Consider the following 19407-nt stretch of genomic DNA (forward strand, 5'->3'; position numbering starts at 1 on the left):
ATCAAGGTCCACATGGCTGACGAACCATGGAGTGGAAAGGCCGAGGATACGTTCGTATAGCGGGTTCTGGTGCATGGTCTTCCCATCATAGTGTGATCATGACAGGAACTATGGTGGAAGAACTGAAGGCCAGTTGGAACCAGCACCCACTACATTAGATGATGACCCAATTTAATTCAGGATGATTTGCCTTATGAAGCACGAATAACATAATAGAGCGAGGGCAGAAATAAAATGGTACACACTCGCCGACATAGAGCCCAGGGTGGCTATCCAGAGTGAGCTCATTTAAGCGTCTTTGCTTGATGGTAGACATGCCAACGGTCGTTCCGACCCCAGGCTGATTAGCCATAATTGAATCACAGATTAACCCGTTACTGCCCAGAATTGAGCGTAGGCGATCATGGTGGACAATATGGTACAGCTTGGGTCGATCTGGGACAGTCATCTATACATGCTCCTCAATAGTGGGGATTTGGGGAATCCGTTGGCAATGGAACGTAAGACTATCCAGCATTCACCCACCCACTTTGGCTGCACCTGGTAGTACATCATGCTTCGGGGCTTCAGTCGACAAGATGCGTCTGCAGGGCTCTCAGGCCGTGTGTCCTGTTCCATCCTATTGAAAGAAAGCGCGCATTCCTCAAGCAGTATGGCGAGATCTGCCTGGTAGGGTGGCAGGCAATCTCGCACTACTGATCATTGCGGAGCATCAAAGTCGATCAACCCCGTACAGCATCCTTGAGCCCCTGGCCAGCCTTGAAGGCAGGCACCTTGGCGGCAGGGATTGTCATCTCCTCGCCGGTCTGCGGATTGCGCCCGGTACGGGCCGCCCGTTCGCGTGTCTCGAAGGTCCCGAAGCCGAGGAGGGTGAGCTTGTCTCCCTGGGACAGCGTCTTGGCCACGGCGTCCGTGAAGGCGGTCAGGCAGCGTTCTGCTTGCGCCTGGGACAGTTCCGCGGTGTCAGCGATCTGTTTCACGAGTTCCGACTTGTTCATGGGTAGTCCCTCTCCAGCGTCATTGGCGAAAGCCGGGCGACGACCGCCCGCATTGGCAGCCTACTGAGCGTCGAACTCAAATGGCAACCGCAAAGGGTAAAATGGCAGACAAGGGAATGGCGCCCCCAAGGGGAAGGGGCTTACCCGTATAGGATAGAGGGTGGCAACCCCAAAGGGCGAAAGGGCCAAAGGGAAGATGGGGAAAGGGATAGCGCTTCCAGCTGAACGCCCGGGGGCTGTCCACCTCAGCCAGCACCGCGTGGTGCACGCGCTCCACGGTAGGTGCTAGCCTAACCAGTTACGGCCCCAGGGATGGGGCCGCATCGAAGTCAAACGGAGCAAGGATGCCATGGAAATTCTCTTCTATCTGGTTCTCGCTGTCGCGGTCATCGCGTACCTGCGTTCAAAGCGACGGAGGACGCCCACATCGCTACGGCCCCCTGCCGATCAAACGCCGTGGCCAACACAGCAGGAGCGCCGGACTGAGCTACCCCCGACTACTCCTGATCCTCTCGCGTGGCAAAAAGACCAGCTATCACAGGCGGCACTCGCCTCGTACCGGCCTCGCCGCCTGATGAATCGGGAAGAACACCAGGTCTTTCAGGCCACCGAACGGGCCGCCAGGGCGATGCAAGCGGGCCATCGGGTCTTTGCGAGGTGCTCTCTACGGCGGATGATGAGGCGTATCGAGCCATCAACAGCAAACGTGTCGATGTGCTCGTCACCGATCGTTATGGCAATCCCGTCGCCGCAGTGGAATATCAAGGATCGGGTCACAACTTGAGCAGTGACACCGGGCTACGCGATGGGATCAAGAAGATTGCCCTGGAGAAGGCGGGGATCCACTACATTGAGGTCCATCCGCCGTTGGATCGTCAGGCCTTATCGACTCATCTGCTCAATCGGCTGCAGGAACGCGCCAGAGCATCCGGGGGAACAGATTCCCGCAAAGCCACTTCTCAGCAATGGCAGCGACAGTCGCCTCAACCGCGTCAATGAGACGGGAGGCCTACCATGGCCCGTCTACGCCGACTTGTAACGTCTGAAGATTACGTCAAGGCCCCTGAACTCTCGCACCTACCCGGTGCCCCTCCTCAAGGTCTTTCGCAGAGATGTGTGCCTATATATGCCGGAACCGATATGCACGACGACAACCATCGTGAATTTTGTCGAAGCGCTTTATGTGCTCATCCATAATGCGTTCGAATAAGGCGGCTGAATCTGCCGCCGGACGAGTTCAGTCGGATATTTGTTGGTATCCTGGACAGTCCACGGAACCGCTCACTTCTTACCGCATCGTGTAGTTTCATCCGACTCTGGGCGCCGCCAGGATGATCTTTCGATTCGGAAATAAATGGATATGGATTTTATTGATGGCAAGAATTGATCTAGATGTCCCGTATTCTCAAAAGGATGAAGCAAAGTCGCTCGGCGCGCGATGGGATCCGCAGGCGAAGACCTGGTATATCCCTGATGGGGCTGAAGTCGGCCAGCTGGCACGGTGGTTGCCGATACCCAATGACTTCGAGCTAGAACACGAGCCTGAGTTTCTTGTCAGATCGCCCTACTACTACGTGATGGAGTCGTTATCCGATTGCTGGAAATGCAATGCCCTGACACGTGTATTTTCATTCAAGCTTCCTGAGGAGCACGAAGAGTTTCAGTATATTGAGGACGACGAAGAGGAATTCACGCTCACCAGGGGGTTAGGCGAATGGAAAAGCCACGGCCATCGGGGCACGGTGTCGAACGTTCATAGTCTCTCTCCTCGGGTAGTGAAACAGATGCATCGGTTCACTGAGACCTTCAAGTTGGCATACAGCAAAACGGCTGGATCCCGATACTTCATGAATCACTGCCAGCACTGCGGGGCGAAGCTTGGAGACTTTTTCATGCACAGTGAACCGGGTGGAGCCTTCTTTCCAACGTCACCAGAACAAGCCAACAAAATGTTCCTCTTCAGGATCAATGAAAAGTTTGATGCGAATTGCGATATAAGGTATGCAACAGACGACTTTATGGACTACATGCAGATTGGGGGGGAGTGAATCTCACGGGCAGCAGGTTGTCACATTCCGCGAAGGGGGCGGAACTGAATGATTCCCTCTCTCGATCCTGGAAGTGACAGTTTCGGTCATGCTGCACTTCAGACGAGTACAATAGGTTGGACAATCTGGGACAGGCCCTCGTGCACGACAAGCTACAACTGCCACAGCTTTGGGAGAACACCAAGTACGTATCGTGGCCACATAGTCACGACAACCCCGTCGTGCGTATCCCGCGCCCTTCCGGCCAGCCGGAGTCTCGATCGATTGCCCGTCAGCCGTCCGAGTACGACACCTTCCTGCGCTGCCTGGAATACCGGGACCAGCGCGGCCCCGAGATCTGGGGCGAACAGCGCTGGGCGGATCTGCTCCACGTGACAAAGCGCTCGGTTGCCAAGCATCGCACGACGCCTGCAGGTCCCATCACGGGCGTTTTCCACTACGAGCGGCCCAACGGCACGACCGTCTGGACCGCCACCTGGTACGAACGACGACCCGACGGACGATCGCACAAGCGCAGTCAGCATTTCAGCTACGGCACCCCGAAATCGCGATTTGCCACTTCCGAACAGGCCGAAGCGGCCGCGATCGAAAAGCGACAGCAGGAAGAAGCCCGCTGGTACAGTACCCTTGGGGTCGGGGAGACAAGGGTCGCGAACCGGTAACGTTTTCCACCACCAGACGACAACTGTCTGCCTTCCAACCGAAAACCGGACAGTTCTACCGAACAGGAGGCATACAGGCCATGTCAGACGCGGGGTCGATATCAGCGGTCGATGACCTCCCAACCACTGAAACCCGGACAGTTCGAAATCGGATGGCCAATGACACCCGACGAGGTCGTCAACACCTGACCCGGGATGAGGTTCACCGGTTGATGCGCGGCGCAATGCGTCACCAACGTCACGGCCGGCGCGATGCACTGATGATTCGTCTCGCCTACGAACATGGCCTGCGGGTGTCAGAGCTGGTGGCCCTGCGTTGGTCGGCCATCGACCTGGTCACGCATGAGCTACATGTCACCCGTATCAAAGGCAGTCTCGATGGCACGCATCCCCTGCAAGGCGCCACGGTGAGAGCCCTGAAGCGATATCAGCGACAAAACGGGCGTTCTTCCGGACTGGTGTTCGTCAACGAACGGGGGGCACCAGTCAGCGTCGATGGTTTTCGCCGCATGCTCCACCGGCTCAGTGAACAGGTCCTGGGCGTGAAGTGGCATCCTCATGCCCTTCGTCACGCTTGCGGTGTGCACCTGATCAACAGCGGAGTGGATCTGCGGATCGTCCAGCAGTACCTCGGGCATGCCAATATCCAGAACACCGTGGCCTACACTGCCCTGACCGGCCGGCCGTTCGAAAGGCTCGTCTTCTAAGATCAATGCCGCATGACAGCCTGTGCTGCCTCGCTAGCATGAGAAGTGCATGAGTGCTGTTTTCGGACAGCCTGGATGGTCTCACCGGCCCCAACGAGACGCCCTTACCCAAACTCGCCACGCCTCCCGCAAGCGAGTGCCGCTCCAGCGGTCGGAGGCACCCTACCAGCCAGGCCTCAACGGCCTTATTAACCCGCCATGGGAGACACTCTCCCATGACGGGCGTGGTGTTTCTCATGGATCCCTTTCCGCATCCAGAGGAGACCCACCATGCATTCAGTCGATGTAACGCTGACGTCCCGGAAGCAAGGCTTCGGCGACCATGAAGTTCGTCTGTCCTCCCGCCTGTATCGGGATTGTGTCGCGATCAGTCCGATGCTGGCCGACCAATGGGGGATCTACGAGCTCGATCAAGTCGACCACCTGCTCCAGGAAGCCGCCAAGGCGCTGTCAGCCTATCCCGTCGGTACGTGATCGTCGGGAAGTCGAGAGGATCCAAGCCTGTCTTCACCAACTCGGGATTGCTGATCAGGACATTGATGCCTTTCTCTACCTGATCCGCGATCCAGTCCTCGCGACAGCTAGTGTCGACGCTCGATCGCAACCCTGTCTGCTCGTCGTGTCACGCTTGCCGGTATGGGTGGAGTAGACCAAGACCTTGCGGCCCTCAGACTTCTCCAACCGACACATCTCGACCAACTGACGCCTCGTCCTCGAGGTCATGATGCCCGATATGACTCCCGCTGCCAGTGACAGCGCAAGGTGCCAGCTGGACAGCTGACGCAGCGGACGTCGTTGCGTGACTCCATCGGTCCAGAACGCGAGATTGAAGTCAGGCCATAGGCCGCCGAGACAATCCACTTCCTGCTCCAACTGCTCGGGGTCCAGCGACACGCGATAACAGTACGGCGTGCTACTCGTAGCCGGAACGTGCCAAAGACGCTTCCGTACGCTAACGTACACAGCATCGATCTTCGATTCCTGCACTATCCGGCATGCTGGGTAGTGCGGCGAGCGGTGTCTGAGTCAGCATTTATCCATGGGGTTCAATGAGTTATCGACAGCCTTGCACTACAGAACGGCCTGTTGTTTGTCTCTTGTCGTGATCGGGTGGAAAGTTTGGCAATACTATCCAGTGGTAGCCTGGTATCGTCGGCCACCACCAGACTCGTCCACTTTTCGTAACCCTTTTTGGAGTAGCTTGACCGATATATGTACAGGAGTTTCTTTCATGTCCCTGCAACATGATCCACGTCAGAATCACTTGCTGGCGGCTCTAGCGCTGGATGAATATAAACGGTTGGCGGACAACTTGGAAAGGATCGAGTTGAAGCTGGGAGATTCGCTGGTCGAGTCCGGACAGATGATGCGACATGTCTATTTCCCGACGGATTGCATCGTATCGCTGCTGTGTGTGATGGAAGATGGTGATTCGACAGAAATTGGTGTCGTCGGTGGCGAGGGAATCGTCGGTATCTCGCTGTTCATGGGTGGCGAAACCACACCAAGCCGAGCCATCGTGCAGAGTGCTGGCACCGCCTATCGCCTCAAGGGGCAGCTGCTGAAGGACGAGTTCTATCGTGCGGGCCCCCTTCAGGGACTGCTGCTGCGTTACACCCAGGCATTGCTTACTCAAATGGCACAGACCGCGGTATGCAACCGGCATCACAGCCTGGATCAGCAGCTGTGTCGCTGGCTGTTGCTGAGCCTGGATCGTTTGCCGACCAATGAGCTGGTCATGACCCAGGAACTGATCGCCAACATGCTTGGCGTCCGTCGAGAGGGCGTCACCGAGTCGGCCGGTAAGCTGCAGAGGGCCGGTCTGATTTCCTACCATCGTGGGCGCATTAGTATTCTGGACAGGCCCGGCCTAGAAGCGCGGGTCTGTGAGTGCTATGGGGTCGTCAAGAAGGAGTACAATCGACTGCTGAGCTATCATCGCCCAGGTTTGTGAAGGGCCATGTGCCTCGCGGAGCGGTATGGTGCTCGAGGGCGTATTCTGTGTATGTTTCCTGACGCACCGACGGCATGATGATGGACATGCCAATGTTCGCTTAGCGGCTTGTCGGTGATTGCCAACCATGTGCCGATTTGCCGATACTTTCTTGGAGCGTGCACATGAAACCTTCTCCCTCAAGCACGATGACCAACCACCTTATCGACAGCTTGCCGCGCCAGGTCAGGGCATCTTTCCTTGCTGACTGCGATGCCACCGACCTGGCGTTCGGTGAAGTGATCTCCGAGCCCGGAGAGCAGATCCTGCATGTCCACTTTCCTCTCGATAGTTTCATTTCCCTGATCGCCGATTTGAGTGGCAGGGAGCGGCTGGAAGTAGCGATGGTCGGCAATGAAGGTATGCTGGGGATGCCCTTGATCCTGGGGCTCGAGGAGTCGCCCTTGCGCGCCCTAGTGCAGGGAACGGGGCCAGCACTTCGCATGCCGGCGGCGGTCTTTGGCCGTCACCTGACGCAGAGTCCTGCACTCCAGATTCTGCTGGGACGCTATTTCTATGTGCTGATGCACCAGTTATCCCGAGTGGCGGCATGTACCCACTTTCATCAGGTCGAGGCCCGTCTCGCGCGTTGGCTTTTGATGACTCAGGATCGTGCACACTCGGATCAGCTGCATCTTACCCATGAGTTCCTGGCCATGATGCTGGGGGTTCGTCGTGCCGGCATCACCCTGGCCGCCATGGCGCTTCAGAGGCGTCGGCTGATCTGCTATCACCGTGGAGACATTACGGTGCTGGACCGGGCAGGGCTGATCGAGGCCTCTTGTGACTGCTATGCCTCTGATCTAAATCTCTACCGTCGGATCATCACCGACCCGAGCACCCTTCAATAGCAGAATTTCGCTTGTAGCTTGAGATCGACATACAGCTTTCGAGGATGTTACCCAAAAAACGAGGGCACGGTGTGCCCCCGTTCTCTACAGCTTGGATCAATCGCGCTCGAACTTGGGTGAGTTGCGCAACGCTTCCTCTTCCATATCCGTGTAGAACACGGATTCTTCATCTTCCATGCTGTGCTCTATGTGATCCCATCCTAATCCAGTGTCCTGTCCACCGAGTCCCAAGAAGCCACTAGTCGTCACCACAACGCCAATGATACGGCCATCTTTTTCGATGATTAGATCCTTGACTTCGCCAATACCCTCATTTGATTGGCGGTGCTTGACGTTACTTCCGATGACATCAGTAGCGTAGAACGCACTCGAGGGCTTACTGCTAAATTGTGGCTCGTTGGTACGCTGCTCACTAGCATTCTTCTGGTTAGCATCTTGCATGCCGGAAGACTGCTTTTCGTCTGCCTGCATGTTGTCTTGGTTCTCCGCAACTGCGACCGTGCTCAGTGCAAAGGGCGAGGCAATAGCGGCGTAAAGAATCAATGTGGTTAGTTTCTTCATGGTTAGTTACCCTCTCTTTTATGACAGTCTGCCGGCCCCATAAGGGTCTATAGTGCAGATCCCTAATTTCGGGAATACCATTTTATAGTAGGCATAAGATAATGATTTGTCGGTGCGGTAACGAACACATGATCGCTGTCGTTTTTTCAGACAGAGCTTACCCCATATTCTGTTTCGAGAAGAATCGAAGGCATCAACGAATTCGGCGGGGTGGATTCCTTCTCGGCACTGAATTATCAATGTACGCAAGCGCACATACACCTCACCATCTCTCGGCGCATCCTTGACGTGCCCCCGAACTTCCATACACGCCCCCGCCGAAGGCCGCAGATCTCGGTAGGGCTTACTGGACCGGACAGGAGCCTGAAAATGGAAACCCCACGGCAGAAAAACGACCTCACCCACGAACCGCGTAACCTCATACGTGTTCTGGGAGGCTACCGCACGCCACGTATCACTCGTAGCCTCGTCGAGTTGTTGATCACGCTGATTCCTTTCGGCTTGCTCTGGACCCTCTCCTGGGCAGCGCTGAGCGCTGGCCACTGGCTTGGCCTGATACTCACCCTGCCCGCCGCAGGCTTTCTCGTTCGCCTGTTCATGATCCAGCATGACTGCAGCCATGGCGCCTTCTTCCCTTCAAAGCGTGCCAATGACTGGGTCGGACGGGCGATCGGCGTGCTGACCCTGACTCCCTTTGATTTCTGGCGCCATACCCACCGGCTCCATCATGCCCACTCCGGTAATCTCGACCGCCCGCGTATCGGTGGCATCGACACCCTGACGGTCGAGGAGTTTTGCGCCCTGCCTCGCAAAGAGAGGCTGCGTTACCGCCTCTATCGTCATCCCCTCGTCCTCTTCGCTCTCGGCCCCGCGTACATATTCCTGCTCGACAATCGATTGCCGGTAGGCTTCATGCGCGCAGGCTGGATGCCTTGGCTGAGTACCATGGCGACCAATGCGGCCATTCTGGTCCTCGTTGCCGCCATGATCTGGCTGGTCGGCATCGGCCCCTTCCTGCTCGTGCAACTGCCCATCACGCTGCTCGCCGGAACGATCGGTGTCTGGCTCTTCTATGTCCAGCACCAGTTCGAAGACACCTTTTGGGAGCATGACCCTGACTGGACCTTCCAGGAAGCGGCGCTGTACGGTAGCTCGCACTATGACCTACCCGGCATCTTACGTTGGTTCTCCGCTAACATCGGGGTGCACCATGTCCATCACCTATGCAGCCGCATTCCCTTCTACCGCCTGCCCGATGTGCTGCGCGATCATCCCGAGCTACGTGGTATCGGCCGCCTCACCCTATGGCAGAGCCTCGCATCTGTGCGTCTGGCCCTGTGGGATGAGAAGAAGCACCGTTTGGTGAGCTTTAGGGAGGCAAATGTCTGACCGGTCTTCAGGATTATAAGGACGTCTAAGCCTGTCAGGAGTGTGCATTCGGCAACCACCGGAAAGGGCCTACCCTGCGATCGTGATCAGCGCCGTACGTTGCGATCCAGATATGAAGCCATCCGTTCCATCTCGAGCGCATGATACCACAACTCGTGCAGCTGCTTCTTGGTAATCGGTTGCTTTTTTACGAATTTTTCCTCACCAATGATAGGCGGACTGCGTTATCTGGTTGAACTCAACAATGCGGAAGATACTGGCCAGCTGAATTCCCAATGACAGGTGATGAGTTGGTGCAGTTGCGCGTATAGCTGTTCGGCACCCAGTCGGCTGGCCACCGTTATTTCCCCTGATTCTCTAGGGTGCGGTAGCGCACAGTAACCGTGTAACGACAGCTGTAAGCTCAATCTTCCGGCGCCGTTTGCGTCAAGACCACCTGGAGGAAAAATTCATGGGCATCATCATATGGCTCATCATGGGGGGCCTGGTCGGCTGGATCGCGAGCATGATCATGGGCATCAACGCCCAGCAGGACATTATCCTCAACATTGTGGTCGGCATCGTCGGCGCAATGATTGGCGGATTTCTGATCGGGCCGCTGCTCGGTTCCGGTTCCATCAACGAGGGCATCACCATCATGAATTTCATAGTATCGCTGATCGGCGCGATAATACTGCTGGCTATCCTGAACGTTTTCCAACGTATCAGGAAACACTGATAAATCAGCGTTTTCGTTCCCCTGATTGGTGAAAAGGATTTGAGAATTATCGATCGGTGGACTCCCGGAACGGCTGGGGCCTGTCGATACCGATGAGACTGGAACCATTTCCGTCCTCGCCACGGGGGACAATGCTGAACGATCCGTCGGTTTCCATGACGACCGCGTACACCTTTTCCAGGGCGTCGTCCCCTCTGCCGAGCGAACCACTTCCTGCATTTCGTCTTCGGTCATGCGTCCATTCTAGAGGGCCTCCGGCAGGAATTTACCTCCATAAACCAGCCTTAGTGGCTCAGCTCCGCGACCGAAGCTGGCGATCGCTGTATGTCTTATCGGATGACGTGTGTAGTCTTGGCGCGTTGATGAAGTACTTGAGCCATGGATCCTCCTCGGACAATGGTTCGGACCATCACAAAGGCCCTGCCCACCCTGTCAGGGTTCGGCCAAAGCGTATGCCACCAGTCCCTATCCAGCATGGCGGAGGCGGGATCATGGTTTTGCGTCATGATGGGAGATTCCTTTTCATCCCCCCGGTACGCCTTTCAGTCGAATGCGGGCTCAAGGGCTCAGCCTTTTCAATCGGTGCTATGACCTCAAGACCATGATTCCGCGCTTTCTCACGGTGACGGTGAGCCCCCACCGATGCCGTACCGGTTCCTGAAAATAGCTGAACCATATGCGTAATCAGGAAGGTATTTTTTCCACCTGCTTACGGGAGAGCGAGAAAACCTAAGCCAGTCGTCCGGGTGCTTCAGAAGACTTCCCTACAGCCTGTGATTAATGGCTGATACCCCCTCACTGATCTCCCAAAACCTGGCCCTAACGGGTGAGCTCTGCTGTGCGCCGTGTGATTGAGCCGAAAAACAAGGGTTTGTCGACGACGAACTTCATCGAACGTTTCACCAGACCTTTGCCGGGGAAGAAGCCGAGATCGAGCGACAACCGGATCACCGCCTGAGCCTCAAGATCGATGGTCTGCTCGAGCGGCACCAGGAAACCCTCGTAATTACCCGCCGGAGTCACATACCGCTCTCGAGTGATGGGCATGACTCGGTGCTGGTAATCACCTGTGTGTTCGACCTCTCGCGTCTCTATGTTAACGACCGTAGCCCTGCCAGAGGCGCTCCATGTCCTGTCGGGCACGATCCTATTGGGTAGCAGCACCACGGGCGGCTCGTACTGCACGGTCTGGCCTTGCGTGAGCACGTCCAGACCGGTGAGCAGCACGCTGCCATCCCGGAGCTTGGATAGATGAAGGATGTTATAGTCGCCAAATCGAACTTCCCAGCGGCCTTCCCCGTCTGCTGAACTCAGTTCCATCACGACCTGCCGTCCCTCGCCATCTCCGTCCACCACCTCGAACGTGCTTTTACTGGGGACCAGAGGGAAAAGCGCCTCAGCCTCAACCTCCTGAACCGTCGACGCCGGAAATGCTGGCGTCTCCGCGAGGGTGGCCCCAGTTGTGCAGAGGCCGATGCCAATCAGTATCGCTCGCACGTAAGACAGGTACATTGGATCTCTCCTGGAGTGCGTGAACAAGGGCGGCGCAGCACTCGTGGCAGTGAAGCGACGTCAACGAGAGAACTGGCGCCACTGGCGAGGGATTGTGGAGACCTCTCCTAGATTGTAGACCTCGGCGATCCAAAGGCATTAGTCGGTTTCGCCGGTGAGTACAAGCATGGACGGCCTCGTTGCCAAACGCATGGTTTCCTGAAGCGGTTAGATCTAATTCTTCAGTCGAGTTATGCGCTCACGCGCGTACCGGAGGCGTCTCCGCGTTCGCGTGCTCGAAGAGGACCAGACGCCGCCGCTCCTCGTCCCACAGGGCAAGTTGGGCGCACTCGAGGCTTTGCTTCAGGGTGAGACGACTGATCTCGCGAAGCTGGGGGAAATCCGTCAGCACTTCAGGCAACCGGTAGCATGGAATGCGGCTGGCGAGATGATGGGCGTGGTGTACCCCGATATTCGCTGTGATCCAGCGCAACGGAGCCGGCAGATCATAGTAGGAGCTCCCATAGAGCGCCGCTTCGTGGAACGACCACTCCTCGTTATGCGCCCAACGCGTATTCTCGAACTGGTGCTGAACATAGAACAGCCAGACGCCGATGGAAGAAGCCAGAATCGCGATCGGCAGGTGCACCAGAAGAAAGGTTCCCGCCCCCACCAGCGACATCATCGCAATGACGACCAGCACAATGGCCGCATTCGTACCCATGGTGCTCACGGCATCCATCCCGCGCGCATGCATCCGACGGGTACCCGGTTCTGCAACATGAGCAGGTAGACCGGATCCAGGCCGAACAGGATCAGCGGGTGGCGGTATAGCGCCCGCGGCAGGGCCTGGTATTCACGCACGCTCTAGGTGTCGATGCCCCAGGGTGGGGTTCAAAGCGCCAACTACGTTGATGCGGTCGGACCACGAAAACCAAGACGCGCGACGGAGCATTCACAGTCGATCGCGATCGTCCCGGTCTCCCTCGATTTCCTTGCGCGCAACAAGCCAGGGGTGGACAAGCATTTTCCGCACGGAGACAACCGGTCTTAGCCCAGTTTGACCGCCTTTTCATAGAGCCCCGGAAAGCGCCCGTCGGGGTCGCATTCGCGCTTGAGGGCCTCATAGGCCGGGCGGTCGTAGTTCTGCCAGAACGTCGTCTCGTCGTAGGTACTGCGCGAGTACAGGCTCTTCTTGCCGCCGTGCTTCGCGACCAGCTCCTCGACCCGGGCGTTGTAGTGACCGTCGGGCTCGCTGGAGCGGACCATGTCCCAGAAACCGAAGTTGATGTACGAGGTATCGGTACGCAGCTGGAACAACGAGAACCCGGCGTCGGGAACGACAAACGGGCAGATCCACACTGGGTGGATGCCGATTTCGGCCTCGAAATCTTCCAGAAACGCCGCGGCGTTGGCGATCGGGATGTCGACGTCCTGGATCACCGCCTCGGTGCGCGGCCGAATGGACTGGAGCAGGCTCAGCGGCCAGCGCCGGCTGGAGCGCATGATCTTCTGGTAAGTGACGCTCGACAGACGCTTACGTCCGAGAAGCAGCCGCACCGGCGTGAGATGGGCACCGACATTCTTGCTGCACCAGAACCAGTCGGTGTCCCAGCGCCAGAGGTAGTCGTGGATGCTCAGATAATCCTCGCGCTGCTCGCGCAGGCTCCGCCAATACTGGCGGAGCCAGGTGTAGTCGCTGGCCTCGGTGCCCGCTGGCAGCGATTCGATGAAATGCGCGCGGGTCAGCACGAAATCTCCGGGGGCGAAGTACACGCCATCGAGAAAAGCGCATGTCGGTTGCGCGCATTCCTCGCCGATCGCGGCGAACAGTTCTTCGGGCTCGCGGAAACGGGTGTGCTGGAGCCGGACATAAGGCTGCACCGGAATCAGGCGGAGGCGGACCCGCGTGGTGTAACCGAGGCTACCGTAGGAGTTCGGAAAGCCGTAAAACAGTTCCGGGCGCTGCTCGCGCGAACAGGTCAACACGCGGCCGTCGGCGACCAGGACGTCGAGCTCTTGCACCATGTCGTGCACCAGGCCGTAGCGGAACGCGCCCGACTCAATGCCGATCCCGGCGGTTGCGCCGCCGATCGTGATGCTCTTGAGTTCCGGCACAATGGCCGGGGCCAGGCCATGCGGCAGAGTTGCATCGACCAGGTCGGCATAGGTCGTCATGCCCTCGACCTCGGCGACGCAGGTCTCGACGTCGATCTCGATGACATGGTTGAGCGATCCCACGTCGATCCCGGTCCGGCGGGCATCCTCGCGCGGCCTGAACAAGTTGCTGGTGGGCTTTCTAAGGCGTACTGGCCCGTCGGACTCGGCCAGCGCCGTGGCCATCGCCTCCACGCGGGCGCGGTGGGCGTCCCAGGCGGCTTTACTCATCGGACTGACACATAGCGCGGCAGATCACCGTGGCTGAGCACGAGCTGCCAGAGATTAAGATGGCGCGCCCGAAAGGCGCCGGCACAGCTCAACAGGTAATAGCGCCACATCCGGTAGAAGCGCTCGTCCAGCCCTTCGCTTTGCTGCAGATCCGGCCAGGCGGCGACGAAATTGTCGTCCCAGCCCATCAGTGTGCGGTCGTAGTCCGGGCCGAAGTTGTGCCAGTCCTCGAGCACGAACAGACCTTCCTTGGCCCGGGTGAGCTGAGCCTCGGCCGGGATCACGCCGCCAGGGAAAATGTATTTCGCGATCCAGCGGTCAGTGCCGCCGTGGCTGATGTTGCCGCCGATGGTGTGGAGCAGCGCCAGGCCACCGGGCTTCAGGCGGGCCCGGACCAGTTCGAAGAAGGCGCGAAAGTTCTTCGGCCCGACGTGCTCCATCAGGCCGACACTCAGGACACGGTCGTATTGCCGGGAATCATTGGCCGCCTCGCGGTAGTCCTGCTGTCGAACGTCGACCGGCAGGCCTTCGCAAAGCCCTCTCGCGTACTCCACCTGCTCGCTGCTGATGTTGTAGCTGTCCACCACGCATCCGTGCTCCGCAGCCAGAAACCGGGCCAGCTCGCCGAACCCTCCGCCCAGCTCGAGTACACGCATGCCCGGTTCCAGGTGCAGCTTGCGTGCAATGAGCTCCAGCTTCGCACGCTGGGCCTCGTCCAGGGGCGCGTCGGCCCCGTCGGGGCCGTAATAGGCGCAAGTGTACTGCATGGTCGGCCCGAGCATCGCCTCGTAGAGCCGGTTCGAAAGATCGTAGTGCTGCTTCGCGACCCGCCGCGAGCGCCCTCGACTCTGCTCATTCCCGATCCAGCTCAGCAATACCCGCCCGAGCATTGCCGGCGTGCGCACCTTGTGGCCCAGGCTGGCCCGGAGCATCTGGAAGAACAACTCGTCGAGCCGCTCGGTGTCCCACCAACCGTCCATGTAGGCCTCCCCAGCGCCGAGTGTCCCCTCGGCCAGAACGCGCTGGTACAACCGCTCGTCGTAGACCTGGGGATCCCAGGGCCGCTCGCCTCCGACCTCGACGTCAGCGCTGCTCAGCAGTTCCGTGACTTGTTGTCTTGCTGACATGCTCGTGTCCCTCTCAGGAATCGGATGGCCGGGGTCCGACCGCAATAACCGCGCCCACATTAGCCTTAATCAGTAGAATGCCCCGGGTCTAGTGGACACTTCCAAGCTATGATTGGAGCATAGGAGGAAGTGGCATGAGCAACCAAAGATGTAGCCCTGAATTTAAAGACAAAGCGATCCGTATGGTCTTCGACCACGGAGCCGACTACCCCTCCCAAAGGGCGGCCATCGGCGCCATTTCCCCCAAGATCGGCTGCACGCCCGAAACCCTGCGGAGTTGGGTCCGGTAGGCCGAGCGTGATGAGGCGCACCGTGAAGGCACCACCACCTCCTAAGGCCGTTGGCAGACTTTATCTGCCTGGCTTTTAACCGAAACCCGAACAGTTCGAAATCGGATGGCCAATGACACCCGACGAGGTTGTCAACACCTGCCCCGGGATGAGGTTCACCGATTGATGCGTGGCGCGATGCGTCACCAACGTCACGGCCGGCGCGATGCGCTGATGATTCGTCTCGCCTTCGAACATGGTCTGAGGGTCTCGGAGTTGGTGGTCCTACGTTGGTCGGCCATCGACCTGGTCACGCATGAGCTGCGTGTTACCCGCATCAAGGGCAGTCTCGATGGTACGCATCCTCTTCAAGGCAGTACGGTGCGTGCCCTGAAACGCTATCAGCGACAAGACGGGCGTTTTTCGGGACTGGTGTTCGTCAACGAACGGGGTGCACCAGTCAGCGCCGATGGCTTTCGCCGCATGATGCACCGGCTCAGCGAACAGGTCTTGGGCGTGAAGTGGCATCCCCATGCCCTCCGTCACGCTTGCGGTGTGCACCTGATCATCAGCGGCGTGGATCTGCGGATCGTCCAGCAGTACCTGGGGCATGCCAATATCCAGATCACCGGGGCCTACACGGCCCTGACCGGCCGGCCATTCGAAAGGCTCGTCTTCTAAGATCAATGCCGCTTGACAGCCTGTGCTGCCTCGCTAGCATGAGAAGTGCATGAGTGCTGTTTTCGGACAGTCCGGTGAGTCTCACCGGCACCAACGAGACGCCCTTACCCAAACCCGCCGCGCCTCCAGCATGCGGGTGCCGCTCTAGCGGTTGGAGGCAGCTCTCTACATGACGTCCTACCCACTCGGGGGAATCACTTCCCCGATGGGGAAGGTGGTCTCCCGAGCATGCCTATTGCTTCAAGGAGAACCACCATGACGACTTCAACTCAAGCTCAGACCACCTTCTTCAACCTCCATGTCGAAGGGGTTGGCTATCTCAACCGTGTCCGCACCGTGGACCCGAAACGCGCTGAAGCGTTTCTGGCCTGCGATATCAACGCCCTAAACGGGCCGGCGGACGACGTCAGCTATACGCGTTTCGATTGCCGTGTGAGCGGTCAGGAAGCGCAGAAACTGGTCCGCAAATGCCAGCAAGCCGTGGACATGAAGCGGAAAGTCCTTATTGGCTTCAAGCTGGGCGATCTCTGGACAGACACTTTCGTGTACAAGAAAGGCGATCGCCAGGGCGAAACCGGTGTCAGCCTGAAAGGTCGGCTGCTACTGGTGAAGTGGATCAAGATCGATGGCGACACGGTCTATCAGCGCGAAGCCCCGGCTTCCGACAACGCTGACACACCGGCGCCACAAGCTGACCATGCCAATGCGACCCCGTCGCAAGAGGTACCGGCACCGACTCAGCCCAACGGCTATGCCGCGGCTCAGTCCGGTGAATCGGCCGGCTCTTTCGAGACACCGGCGGCTGCCTCGCTCTAACCTTTCCAATCCACTGACCCGCCTGGGGAGACATCTCCCCAGCGGGCGGTGTCTCCCTTGCGCATTGGGAGACACTGATGGACACCTCTATCTACGACGCCATGCGTCATGCCGACCTGGTCGTCGGCCATCATGAATCCGATCTCTACGTTCGCGACACGCGTTTGGCGCGAAAGCTCCTCGAGGAGTTCCGCGCGCGTGGCGTGACATTCACGGTCATCCCCTTCGTTTCGGAAACGGGTGAGGGGCCGTGTCTGGAGATACCCTTCGCCTACGATCCCTACTGGGAACGTCAAGGCGAGCGACCATAATCAGTTGAAGTGGGGAGAGCGTCACTGGCGCCGCCCCCTTTCTCACGACCCACCACGGGGAGATACTTCCCCGTTGGGGGTGTTGTCTCCCCGTTCTTCGTTGATGAACTGGAGGAGACAACATGCAACGTCCATCCAATATCACCGATGCTCTGCGTGAACTGGGGCCGTTCTCGGCCGTCAGGGCGCACGTCAGCAACTTGGAAGACTCCCTGGACAAGATCCACGCCATCCTCGATGGCCGCGAGTGGAATAGCGATTCGCCCGTGTTGATAGCCAACGTGTTGCGTGACCACGGCTATGTCATTCGTGACCTGATAGACAAGGAGGCGTGAAATGGAGCCCAGAGAGTTCGATCAACGTTATGACGGTCACCGCAAGTGCCATGTCCTTTACCGGCGACCCAACGGCGACAGAGTGAAAGGCCTGTTGCTGGATGATCGCTGGACCAGCCTGGCAGGGCACCACTGCGTCTCCATCGACAATTGGGGCCAGTCAGTACTGCTCGAAGACGTGTTCGACGTCATCCCGACGTCGATCCCATGGCTACCGGATAGCAAACGCTGAGTGAGGTGCCCATCATGACGACATTGACATTGGCCACACTGCCCGAGGCCACGGCCCAGCAGGTTTTCGACCATGTTGCCCGGCATTTGCTGAAGCAGGGGGCACCCTCAATGACATCTAACGGCGCCGGTTGCCGGTACCGTGGTGACAAAGGCCGAGCGTGCGCCGCCGGCTGCCTGATGAGCGAAGCGGAGTACCAAGCGCTGGATAAGCACGTTGCTCCCGATCCTGACCTCCCCGGAGCCAGCATCGAGGGCAAGGACTGGCACCAATTGATGGATCATGGCCACGTGCCCGAGACACATTGGTCGTTGATCGTCGCGCTCCAAGCGGTACACGACGAGGCGCTGGACAGTGCGCCGGACCAGGTGGTGCCATTGTGGCGCACCGAGCTGCGCAACGTTGCGTCGTCTTACGGCCTGGCTGCCACCGTGCTCGATGAACCGGCCAACAGACATGGCGAGACCTTGAGATGCCGGTGAAGGCCAGGGGCTTTCAGCCCCGCTAAAACCGGCCGCCTTTCACGTCAGCCGCCCTACGGGGCGGCTTTTGCATGGCGTCTCGACTGCCTTGACAGTCATCGCCACCTCACTAGCATGAGAGAGGCAAGCTCGCTGTTTTCGGACAGCCCGGCCCGTCTCACCGGCCTCAACGAGACGCCCTTACCCAAACTCGCCGCGCCTCCAGTGTGCGAGTGCCGCTTTCGCGGTCGGAGGCTGCCTACCAAACCGGCCTGATTGGCCCTTGAGCCCACCATGGGAGATACCCTCCCGTGACGGGCGTGGTGTTTCTCATGGATCTGTTCCACATCCAGAGGAGAATCACCATGAGAGCCATCCGTTCCATCTACAACATGCCGTATGGCCGACTTGTGCTGGCCATTATCGGTCTGGAGTTGATTACCTTGTTGTTGGATCCCGAATTGGTGGTCTTCCAGCTGATCTTGCTGCTGATCGTCTACTTGATCATGCCCAGCAAGTCCGCCAAACGTAGGAAATCTGACCAACGATCAGCCAACAAGGAAGAGACACCTACAGGCGGCGAGATTGTCGACCTGGGCCAGGCGCCATATCAACACCAGCCGGGCAACCGCGTGAGCTACTTCATCACGCTGCGACAGCGTGACCAGGAACACACCCTATGGGGCGTGGATCTGGCTCGCGTGGTGGATGAACACGAGCTGACGTCAGGTGATTGCGTGACGCTGACCTGCCAGGGCCGTCAGCCAGTGAAGGTCAAGGACCGGAACGGGCGGTTCAAGCAGGTGCATCGCAACACCTGGACCGCCACGGTTCACTCACGTTGCTACCAGGATCCAGCGGCTCATGCCGCCTGATCTGTAGCGCGACTGAAAACCCACCCACACGGGGAGCATGCTTCCCGTGTGGAGGCTTGCCCCTGTGTTTACGCAAACAGGAGTAAGCCCATGAAATATCGAAAGAAAATATTCTACGCCGTGTTGCATGCTACACTTGATGTAGCGGATCGATCGGCAACCACGATGGCTGCGGCGTGTATCGTGGCAGCTCTACTGGGAACTGTAATTCAGCCTGATAAGGTCAACACCGCATATGTGGGGGCATTCACCTTCTTCATGGCGGCCCTCATCGCTAACTCTTTGAAGAGCCTGCTCAATGAGGAGGATGAATCATGAGTGACCTGGCGCAGTTCTTCATCGGCGTTTCCCCTATTCTCATCGTCATGCTGGGAATCTTTGGGGTTGCCGCCGCCACACTGTACCGAAGGCACAAACGCCACAATCACCATTAACCTTTCACAACGCCCCTTCGTGGGGCGTTTTTGCATTGGCCATACATGGCTCTTCATCTA

Annotated in this window: 25 protein-coding genes and 1 pseudogene; 18 read left to right on the top strand and 8 right to left on the bottom strand. The window is 58.3% G+C overall.

Translation table 11 applies throughout. From position 1 onward, the window contains the following. Positions 1 to 154: 154 nt before the first annotated feature. Positions 155 to 448: a DUF4433 domain-containing protein gene (locus A9O65_RS17610; RefSeq protein ID WP_082920198.1), complete on the bottom strand. Its 294-nt coding sequence runs from the start codon at positions 446 to 448 to the stop codon at positions 155 to 157. 274 nt (positions 449 to 722) lie between these two features. Then, positions 723 to 998: a non-specific DNA-binding protein Hbs gene (hbs, locus tag A9O65_RS15475; RefSeq protein ID WP_064702574.1), complete on the bottom strand. Its 276-nt coding sequence runs from the start codon at positions 996 to 998 to the stop codon at positions 723 to 725. A gap of 657 nt (positions 999 to 1655) precedes the next feature. Here hbs and A9O65_RS17065 point away from each other — a divergent pair. The 7 genes from A9O65_RS17065 to A9O65_RS15515 all read left to right on the top strand — a co-directional run bounded on the left by A9O65_RS17065 (position 1656) and on the right by A9O65_RS15515 (position 7259). Then, positions 1656 to 1997 carry a DUF2726 domain-containing protein gene (locus tag A9O65_RS17065; RefSeq protein ID WP_074749359.1) on the top strand — a complete coding sequence of 114 codons (342 nt, stop codon included), beginning with the start codon at positions 1656 to 1658 and terminating at the stop codon, positions 1995 to 1997. A 374-nt stretch (positions 1998 to 2371) separates the two neighbouring features. Further along, positions 2372 to 3046, top strand: a complete 675-nt coding sequence (locus A9O65_RS15485; RefSeq protein WP_064702576.1) for a DUF5710 domain-containing protein — start codon at positions 2372 to 2374, stop codon at positions 3044 to 3046. Positions 3047 to 3186: 140 nt separating this feature from the next. Further along, positions 3187 to 3708, top strand: coding sequence for a hypothetical protein (locus A9O65_RS15490; protein ID WP_064702596.1), 522 nt, complete (start codon positions 3187 to 3189; stop codon positions 3706 to 3708). Positions 3709 to 3860: 152 nt separating this feature from the next. Continuing rightward, positions 3861 to 4415 carry a tyrosine-type recombinase/integrase gene (locus tag A9O65_RS15495; RefSeq protein WP_064702577.1) on the top strand — a complete coding sequence of 185 codons (555 nt, stop codon included), beginning with the start codon at positions 3861 to 3863 and terminating at the stop codon, positions 4413 to 4415. A gap of 270 nt (positions 4416 to 4685) precedes the next feature. After that, on the top strand, positions 4686 to 4889 hold the full coding sequence (locus A9O65_RS17385) for a hypothetical protein (RefSeq protein ID WP_064702578.1): 204 nt from the start codon (positions 4686 to 4688) through the stop codon (positions 4887 to 4889). 757 nt (positions 4890 to 5646) lie between these two features. Continuing rightward, positions 5647 to 6369: a Crp/Fnr family transcriptional regulator gene (locus A9O65_RS15510; protein WP_064702580.1), complete on the top strand. Its 723-nt coding sequence runs from the start codon at positions 5647 to 5649 to the stop codon at positions 6367 to 6369. A gap of 164 nt (positions 6370 to 6533) precedes the next feature. Beyond that, complete coding sequence (locus tag A9O65_RS15515) at positions 6534 to 7259, top strand: Crp/Fnr family transcriptional regulator (protein ID WP_064702581.1); 726 nt, start codon at positions 6534 to 6536, stop codon at positions 7257 to 7259. Positions 7260 to 7355: 96 nt separating this feature from the next. Here A9O65_RS15515 and A9O65_RS15520 read toward each other — a convergent pair whose 3' ends face one another. Further along, complete coding sequence (locus tag A9O65_RS15520) at positions 7356 to 7820, bottom strand: PRC-barrel domain-containing protein (protein WP_064702582.1); 465 nt, start codon at positions 7818 to 7820, stop codon at positions 7356 to 7358. A 210-nt stretch (positions 7821 to 8030) separates the two neighbouring features. Between A9O65_RS15520 and A9O65_RS15525 the strand changes: the two genes are divergently transcribed. The 3 genes and pseudogenes from A9O65_RS15525 to A9O65_RS17285 all read left to right on the top strand — a co-directional run. Continuing rightward, positions 8031 to 9209 carry a fatty acid desaturase gene (locus tag A9O65_RS15525; protein ID WP_217641210.1) on the top strand — a complete coding sequence of 393 codons (1179 nt, stop codon included), beginning with the start codon at positions 8031 to 8033 and terminating at the stop codon, positions 9207 to 9209. Between the two features lie 451 nt (positions 9210 to 9660). After that, entirely contained in the window at positions 9661 to 9927 is a 267-nt protein-coding gene (locus A9O65_RS15530; RefSeq protein WP_064702584.1) for a GlsB/YeaQ/YmgE family stress response membrane protein, read from the top strand. Positions 9928 to 10501: 574 nt separating this feature from the next. After that, positions 10502 to 10611 (top strand): annotated as a pseudogene (locus tag A9O65_RS17285) (IS1595 family transposase); the annotation flags it as partial. Positions 10612 to 10746: 135 nt separating this feature from the next. On the opposite strand, the gene A9O65_RS15535 reads toward A9O65_RS17285, so the two are convergent. The 5 genes from A9O65_RS15535 to cfa all read right to left on the bottom strand — a co-directional run bounded on the left by A9O65_RS15535 (position 10747) and on the right by cfa (position 14933). Further along, positions 10747 to 11439 (bottom strand): hypothetical protein, encoded by a 693-nt coding sequence (locus tag A9O65_RS15535; RefSeq protein ID WP_064702585.1) that lies wholly within the window; start codon positions 11437 to 11439, stop codon positions 10747 to 10749. A 238-nt stretch (positions 11440 to 11677) separates the two neighbouring features. Further along, on the bottom strand, positions 11678 to 12142 hold the full coding sequence (locus tag A9O65_RS15540) for a fatty acid desaturase (RefSeq protein ID WP_254783151.1): 465 nt from the start codon (positions 12140 to 12142) through the stop codon (positions 11678 to 11680). A gap of 5 nt (positions 12143 to 12147) precedes the next feature. Further along, positions 12148 to 12282 (bottom strand): hypothetical protein, encoded by a 135-nt coding sequence (locus tag A9O65_RS17505; RefSeq protein ID WP_258027409.1) that lies wholly within the window; start codon positions 12280 to 12282, stop codon positions 12148 to 12150. Positions 12283 to 12468: 186 nt separating this feature from the next. Then, positions 12469 to 13806 (bottom strand): FAD-binding oxidoreductase, encoded by a 1338-nt coding sequence (locus A9O65_RS15545; protein ID WP_064702586.1) that lies wholly within the window; start codon positions 13804 to 13806, stop codon positions 12469 to 12471. After that, complete coding sequence (cfa, locus tag A9O65_RS15550) at positions 13803 to 14933, bottom strand: cyclopropane fatty acyl phospholipid synthase (RefSeq protein WP_064702587.1); 1131 nt, start codon at positions 14931 to 14933, stop codon at positions 13803 to 13805. The genes A9O65_RS15545 and cfa overlap by 4 nt, the downstream gene beginning before the upstream one ends. Before the next feature lie 395 nt (positions 14934 to 15328). On the opposite strand from cfa, the gene A9O65_RS15555 reads away from it, so the two are divergent. The 8 genes from A9O65_RS15555 to A9O65_RS15590 all read left to right on the top strand — a co-directional run bounded on the left by A9O65_RS15555 (position 15329) and on the right by A9O65_RS15590 (position 19231). Beyond that, positions 15329 to 15883 (top strand): tyrosine-type recombinase/integrase, encoded by a 555-nt coding sequence (locus tag A9O65_RS15555; protein WP_064702588.1) that lies wholly within the window; start codon positions 15329 to 15331, stop codon positions 15881 to 15883. A 255-nt stretch (positions 15884 to 16138) separates the two neighbouring features. Then, positions 16139 to 16699 (top strand): STY4534 family ICE replication protein, encoded by a 561-nt coding sequence (locus tag A9O65_RS15560; protein WP_074749358.1) that lies wholly within the window; start codon positions 16139 to 16141, stop codon positions 16697 to 16699. A gap of 77 nt (positions 16700 to 16776) precedes the next feature. Then, on the top strand, positions 16777 to 17010 hold the full coding sequence (locus tag A9O65_RS15565) for a hypothetical protein (protein ID WP_064702590.1): 234 nt from the start codon (positions 16777 to 16779) through the stop codon (positions 17008 to 17010). Positions 17011 to 17132: 122 nt separating this feature from the next. Next, positions 17133 to 17345, top strand: coding sequence for a hypothetical protein (locus A9O65_RS15570; RefSeq protein ID WP_064702591.1), 213 nt, complete (start codon positions 17133 to 17135; stop codon positions 17343 to 17345). A gap of 1 nt (position 17346) precedes the next feature. Then, positions 17347 to 17577, top strand: coding sequence for a hypothetical protein (locus A9O65_RS15575; RefSeq protein ID WP_064702592.1), 231 nt, complete (start codon positions 17347 to 17349; stop codon positions 17575 to 17577). Between the two features lie 14 nt (positions 17578 to 17591). Then, the gene (locus A9O65_RS15580) at positions 17592 to 18059 is read left to right on the top strand and encodes a hypothetical protein (RefSeq protein WP_064702593.1); all 468 of its coding nucleotides are present in this window, start codon (positions 17592 to 17594) and stop codon (positions 18057 to 18059) included. Between the two features lie 290 nt (positions 18060 to 18349). Next, positions 18350 to 18913 carry a hypothetical protein gene (locus tag A9O65_RS15585; RefSeq protein WP_146077113.1) on the top strand — a complete coding sequence of 188 codons (564 nt, stop codon included), beginning with the start codon at positions 18350 to 18352 and terminating at the stop codon, positions 18911 to 18913. Positions 18914 to 19003: 90 nt separating this feature from the next. After that, positions 19004 to 19231: a hypothetical protein gene (locus A9O65_RS15590; RefSeq protein ID WP_064702595.1), complete on the top strand. Its 228-nt coding sequence runs from the start codon at positions 19004 to 19006 to the stop codon at positions 19229 to 19231. Positions 19232 to 19407: the final 176 nt, after the last annotated feature.

Origin of the sequence: Halomonas caseinilytica, from assembly GCF_001662305.1 — a bacterium.
Classification (GTDB): Bacteria; Pseudomonadota; Gammaproteobacteria; order Pseudomonadales; family Halomonadaceae; genus Halomonas; species Halomonas caseinilytica.

Bases quoted from the DNA above. Each gene is read 5' to 3' on its own strand.
- A9O65_RS15540 (WP_254783151.1), bottom strand. From the start codon at position 12,142: ATGGGTACGAATGCGGCCATTGTGCTGGTCGTCATTGCGATGATGTCG.
- A9O65_RS15555 (WP_064702588.1), top strand. From the start codon at position 15,329: ATGGCCAATGACACCCGACGAGGTTGTCAACACCTGCCCCGGGATGAG.
- A9O65_RS15560 (WP_074749358.1), top strand. From the start codon at position 16,139: ATGACGACTTCAACTCAAGCTCAGACCACCTTCTTCAACCTCCATGTC.
- A9O65_RS15515 (WP_064702581.1), top strand. From the start codon at position 6,534: ATGAAACCTTCTCCCTCAAGCACGATGACCAACCACCTTATCGACAGC.
- A9O65_RS15570 (WP_064702591.1), top strand. From the start codon at position 17,133: ATGCAACGTCCATCCAATATCACCGATGCTCTGCGTGAACTGGGGCCG.
- A9O65_RS15590 (WP_064702595.1), top strand. From the start codon at position 19,004: ATGAAATATCGAAAGAAAATATTCTACGCCGTGTTGCATGCTACACTT.
- A9O65_RS15575 (WP_064702592.1), top strand. From the start codon at position 17,347: ATGGAGCCCAGAGAGTTCGATCAACGTTATGACGGTCACCGCAAGTGC.
- A9O65_RS15545 (WP_064702586.1), bottom strand. From the start codon at position 13,806: ATGAGTAAAGCCGCCTGGGACGCCCACCGCGCCCGCGTGGAGGCGATG.
- A9O65_RS15535 (WP_064702585.1), bottom strand. From the start codon at position 11,439: ATGTACCTGTCTTACGTGCGAGCGATACTGATTGGCATCGGCCTCTGC.
- cfa (WP_064702587.1), bottom strand. From the start codon at position 14,933: ATGTCAGCAAGACAACAAGTCACGGAACTGCTGAGCAGCGCTGACGTC.
- A9O65_RS15530 (WP_064702584.1), top strand. From the start codon at position 9,661: ATGGGCATCATCATATGGCTCATCATGGGGGGCCTGGTCGGCTGGATC.
- A9O65_RS15485 (WP_064702576.1), top strand. From the start codon at position 2,372: ATGGCAAGAATTGATCTAGATGTCCCGTATTCTCAAAAGGATGAAGCA.
- A9O65_RS15495 (WP_064702577.1), top strand. From the start codon at position 3,861: ATGGCCAATGACACCCGACGAGGTCGTCAACACCTGACCCGGGATGAG.
- A9O65_RS15510 (WP_064702580.1), top strand. From the start codon at position 5,647: ATGTCCCTGCAACATGATCCACGTCAGAATCACTTGCTGGCGGCTCTA.
- A9O65_RS17610 (WP_082920198.1), bottom strand. From the start codon at position 448: ATGACTGTCCCAGATCGACCCAAGCTGTACCATATTGTCCACCATGAT.
- A9O65_RS15580 (WP_064702593.1), top strand. From the start codon at position 17,592: ATGACGACATTGACATTGGCCACACTGCCCGAGGCCACGGCCCAGCAG.
- A9O65_RS15565 (WP_064702590.1), top strand. From the start codon at position 16,777: ATGGACACCTCTATCTACGACGCCATGCGTCATGCCGACCTGGTCGTC.
- hbs (WP_064702574.1), bottom strand. From the start codon at position 998: ATGAACAAGTCGGAACTCGTGAAACAGATCGCTGACACCGCGGAACTG.
- A9O65_RS15520 (WP_064702582.1), bottom strand. From the start codon at position 7,820: ATGAAGAAACTAACCACATTGATTCTTTACGCCGCTATTGCCTCGCCC.
- A9O65_RS17385 (WP_064702578.1), top strand. From the start codon at position 4,686: ATGCATTCAGTCGATGTAACGCTGACGTCCCGGAAGCAAGGCTTCGGC.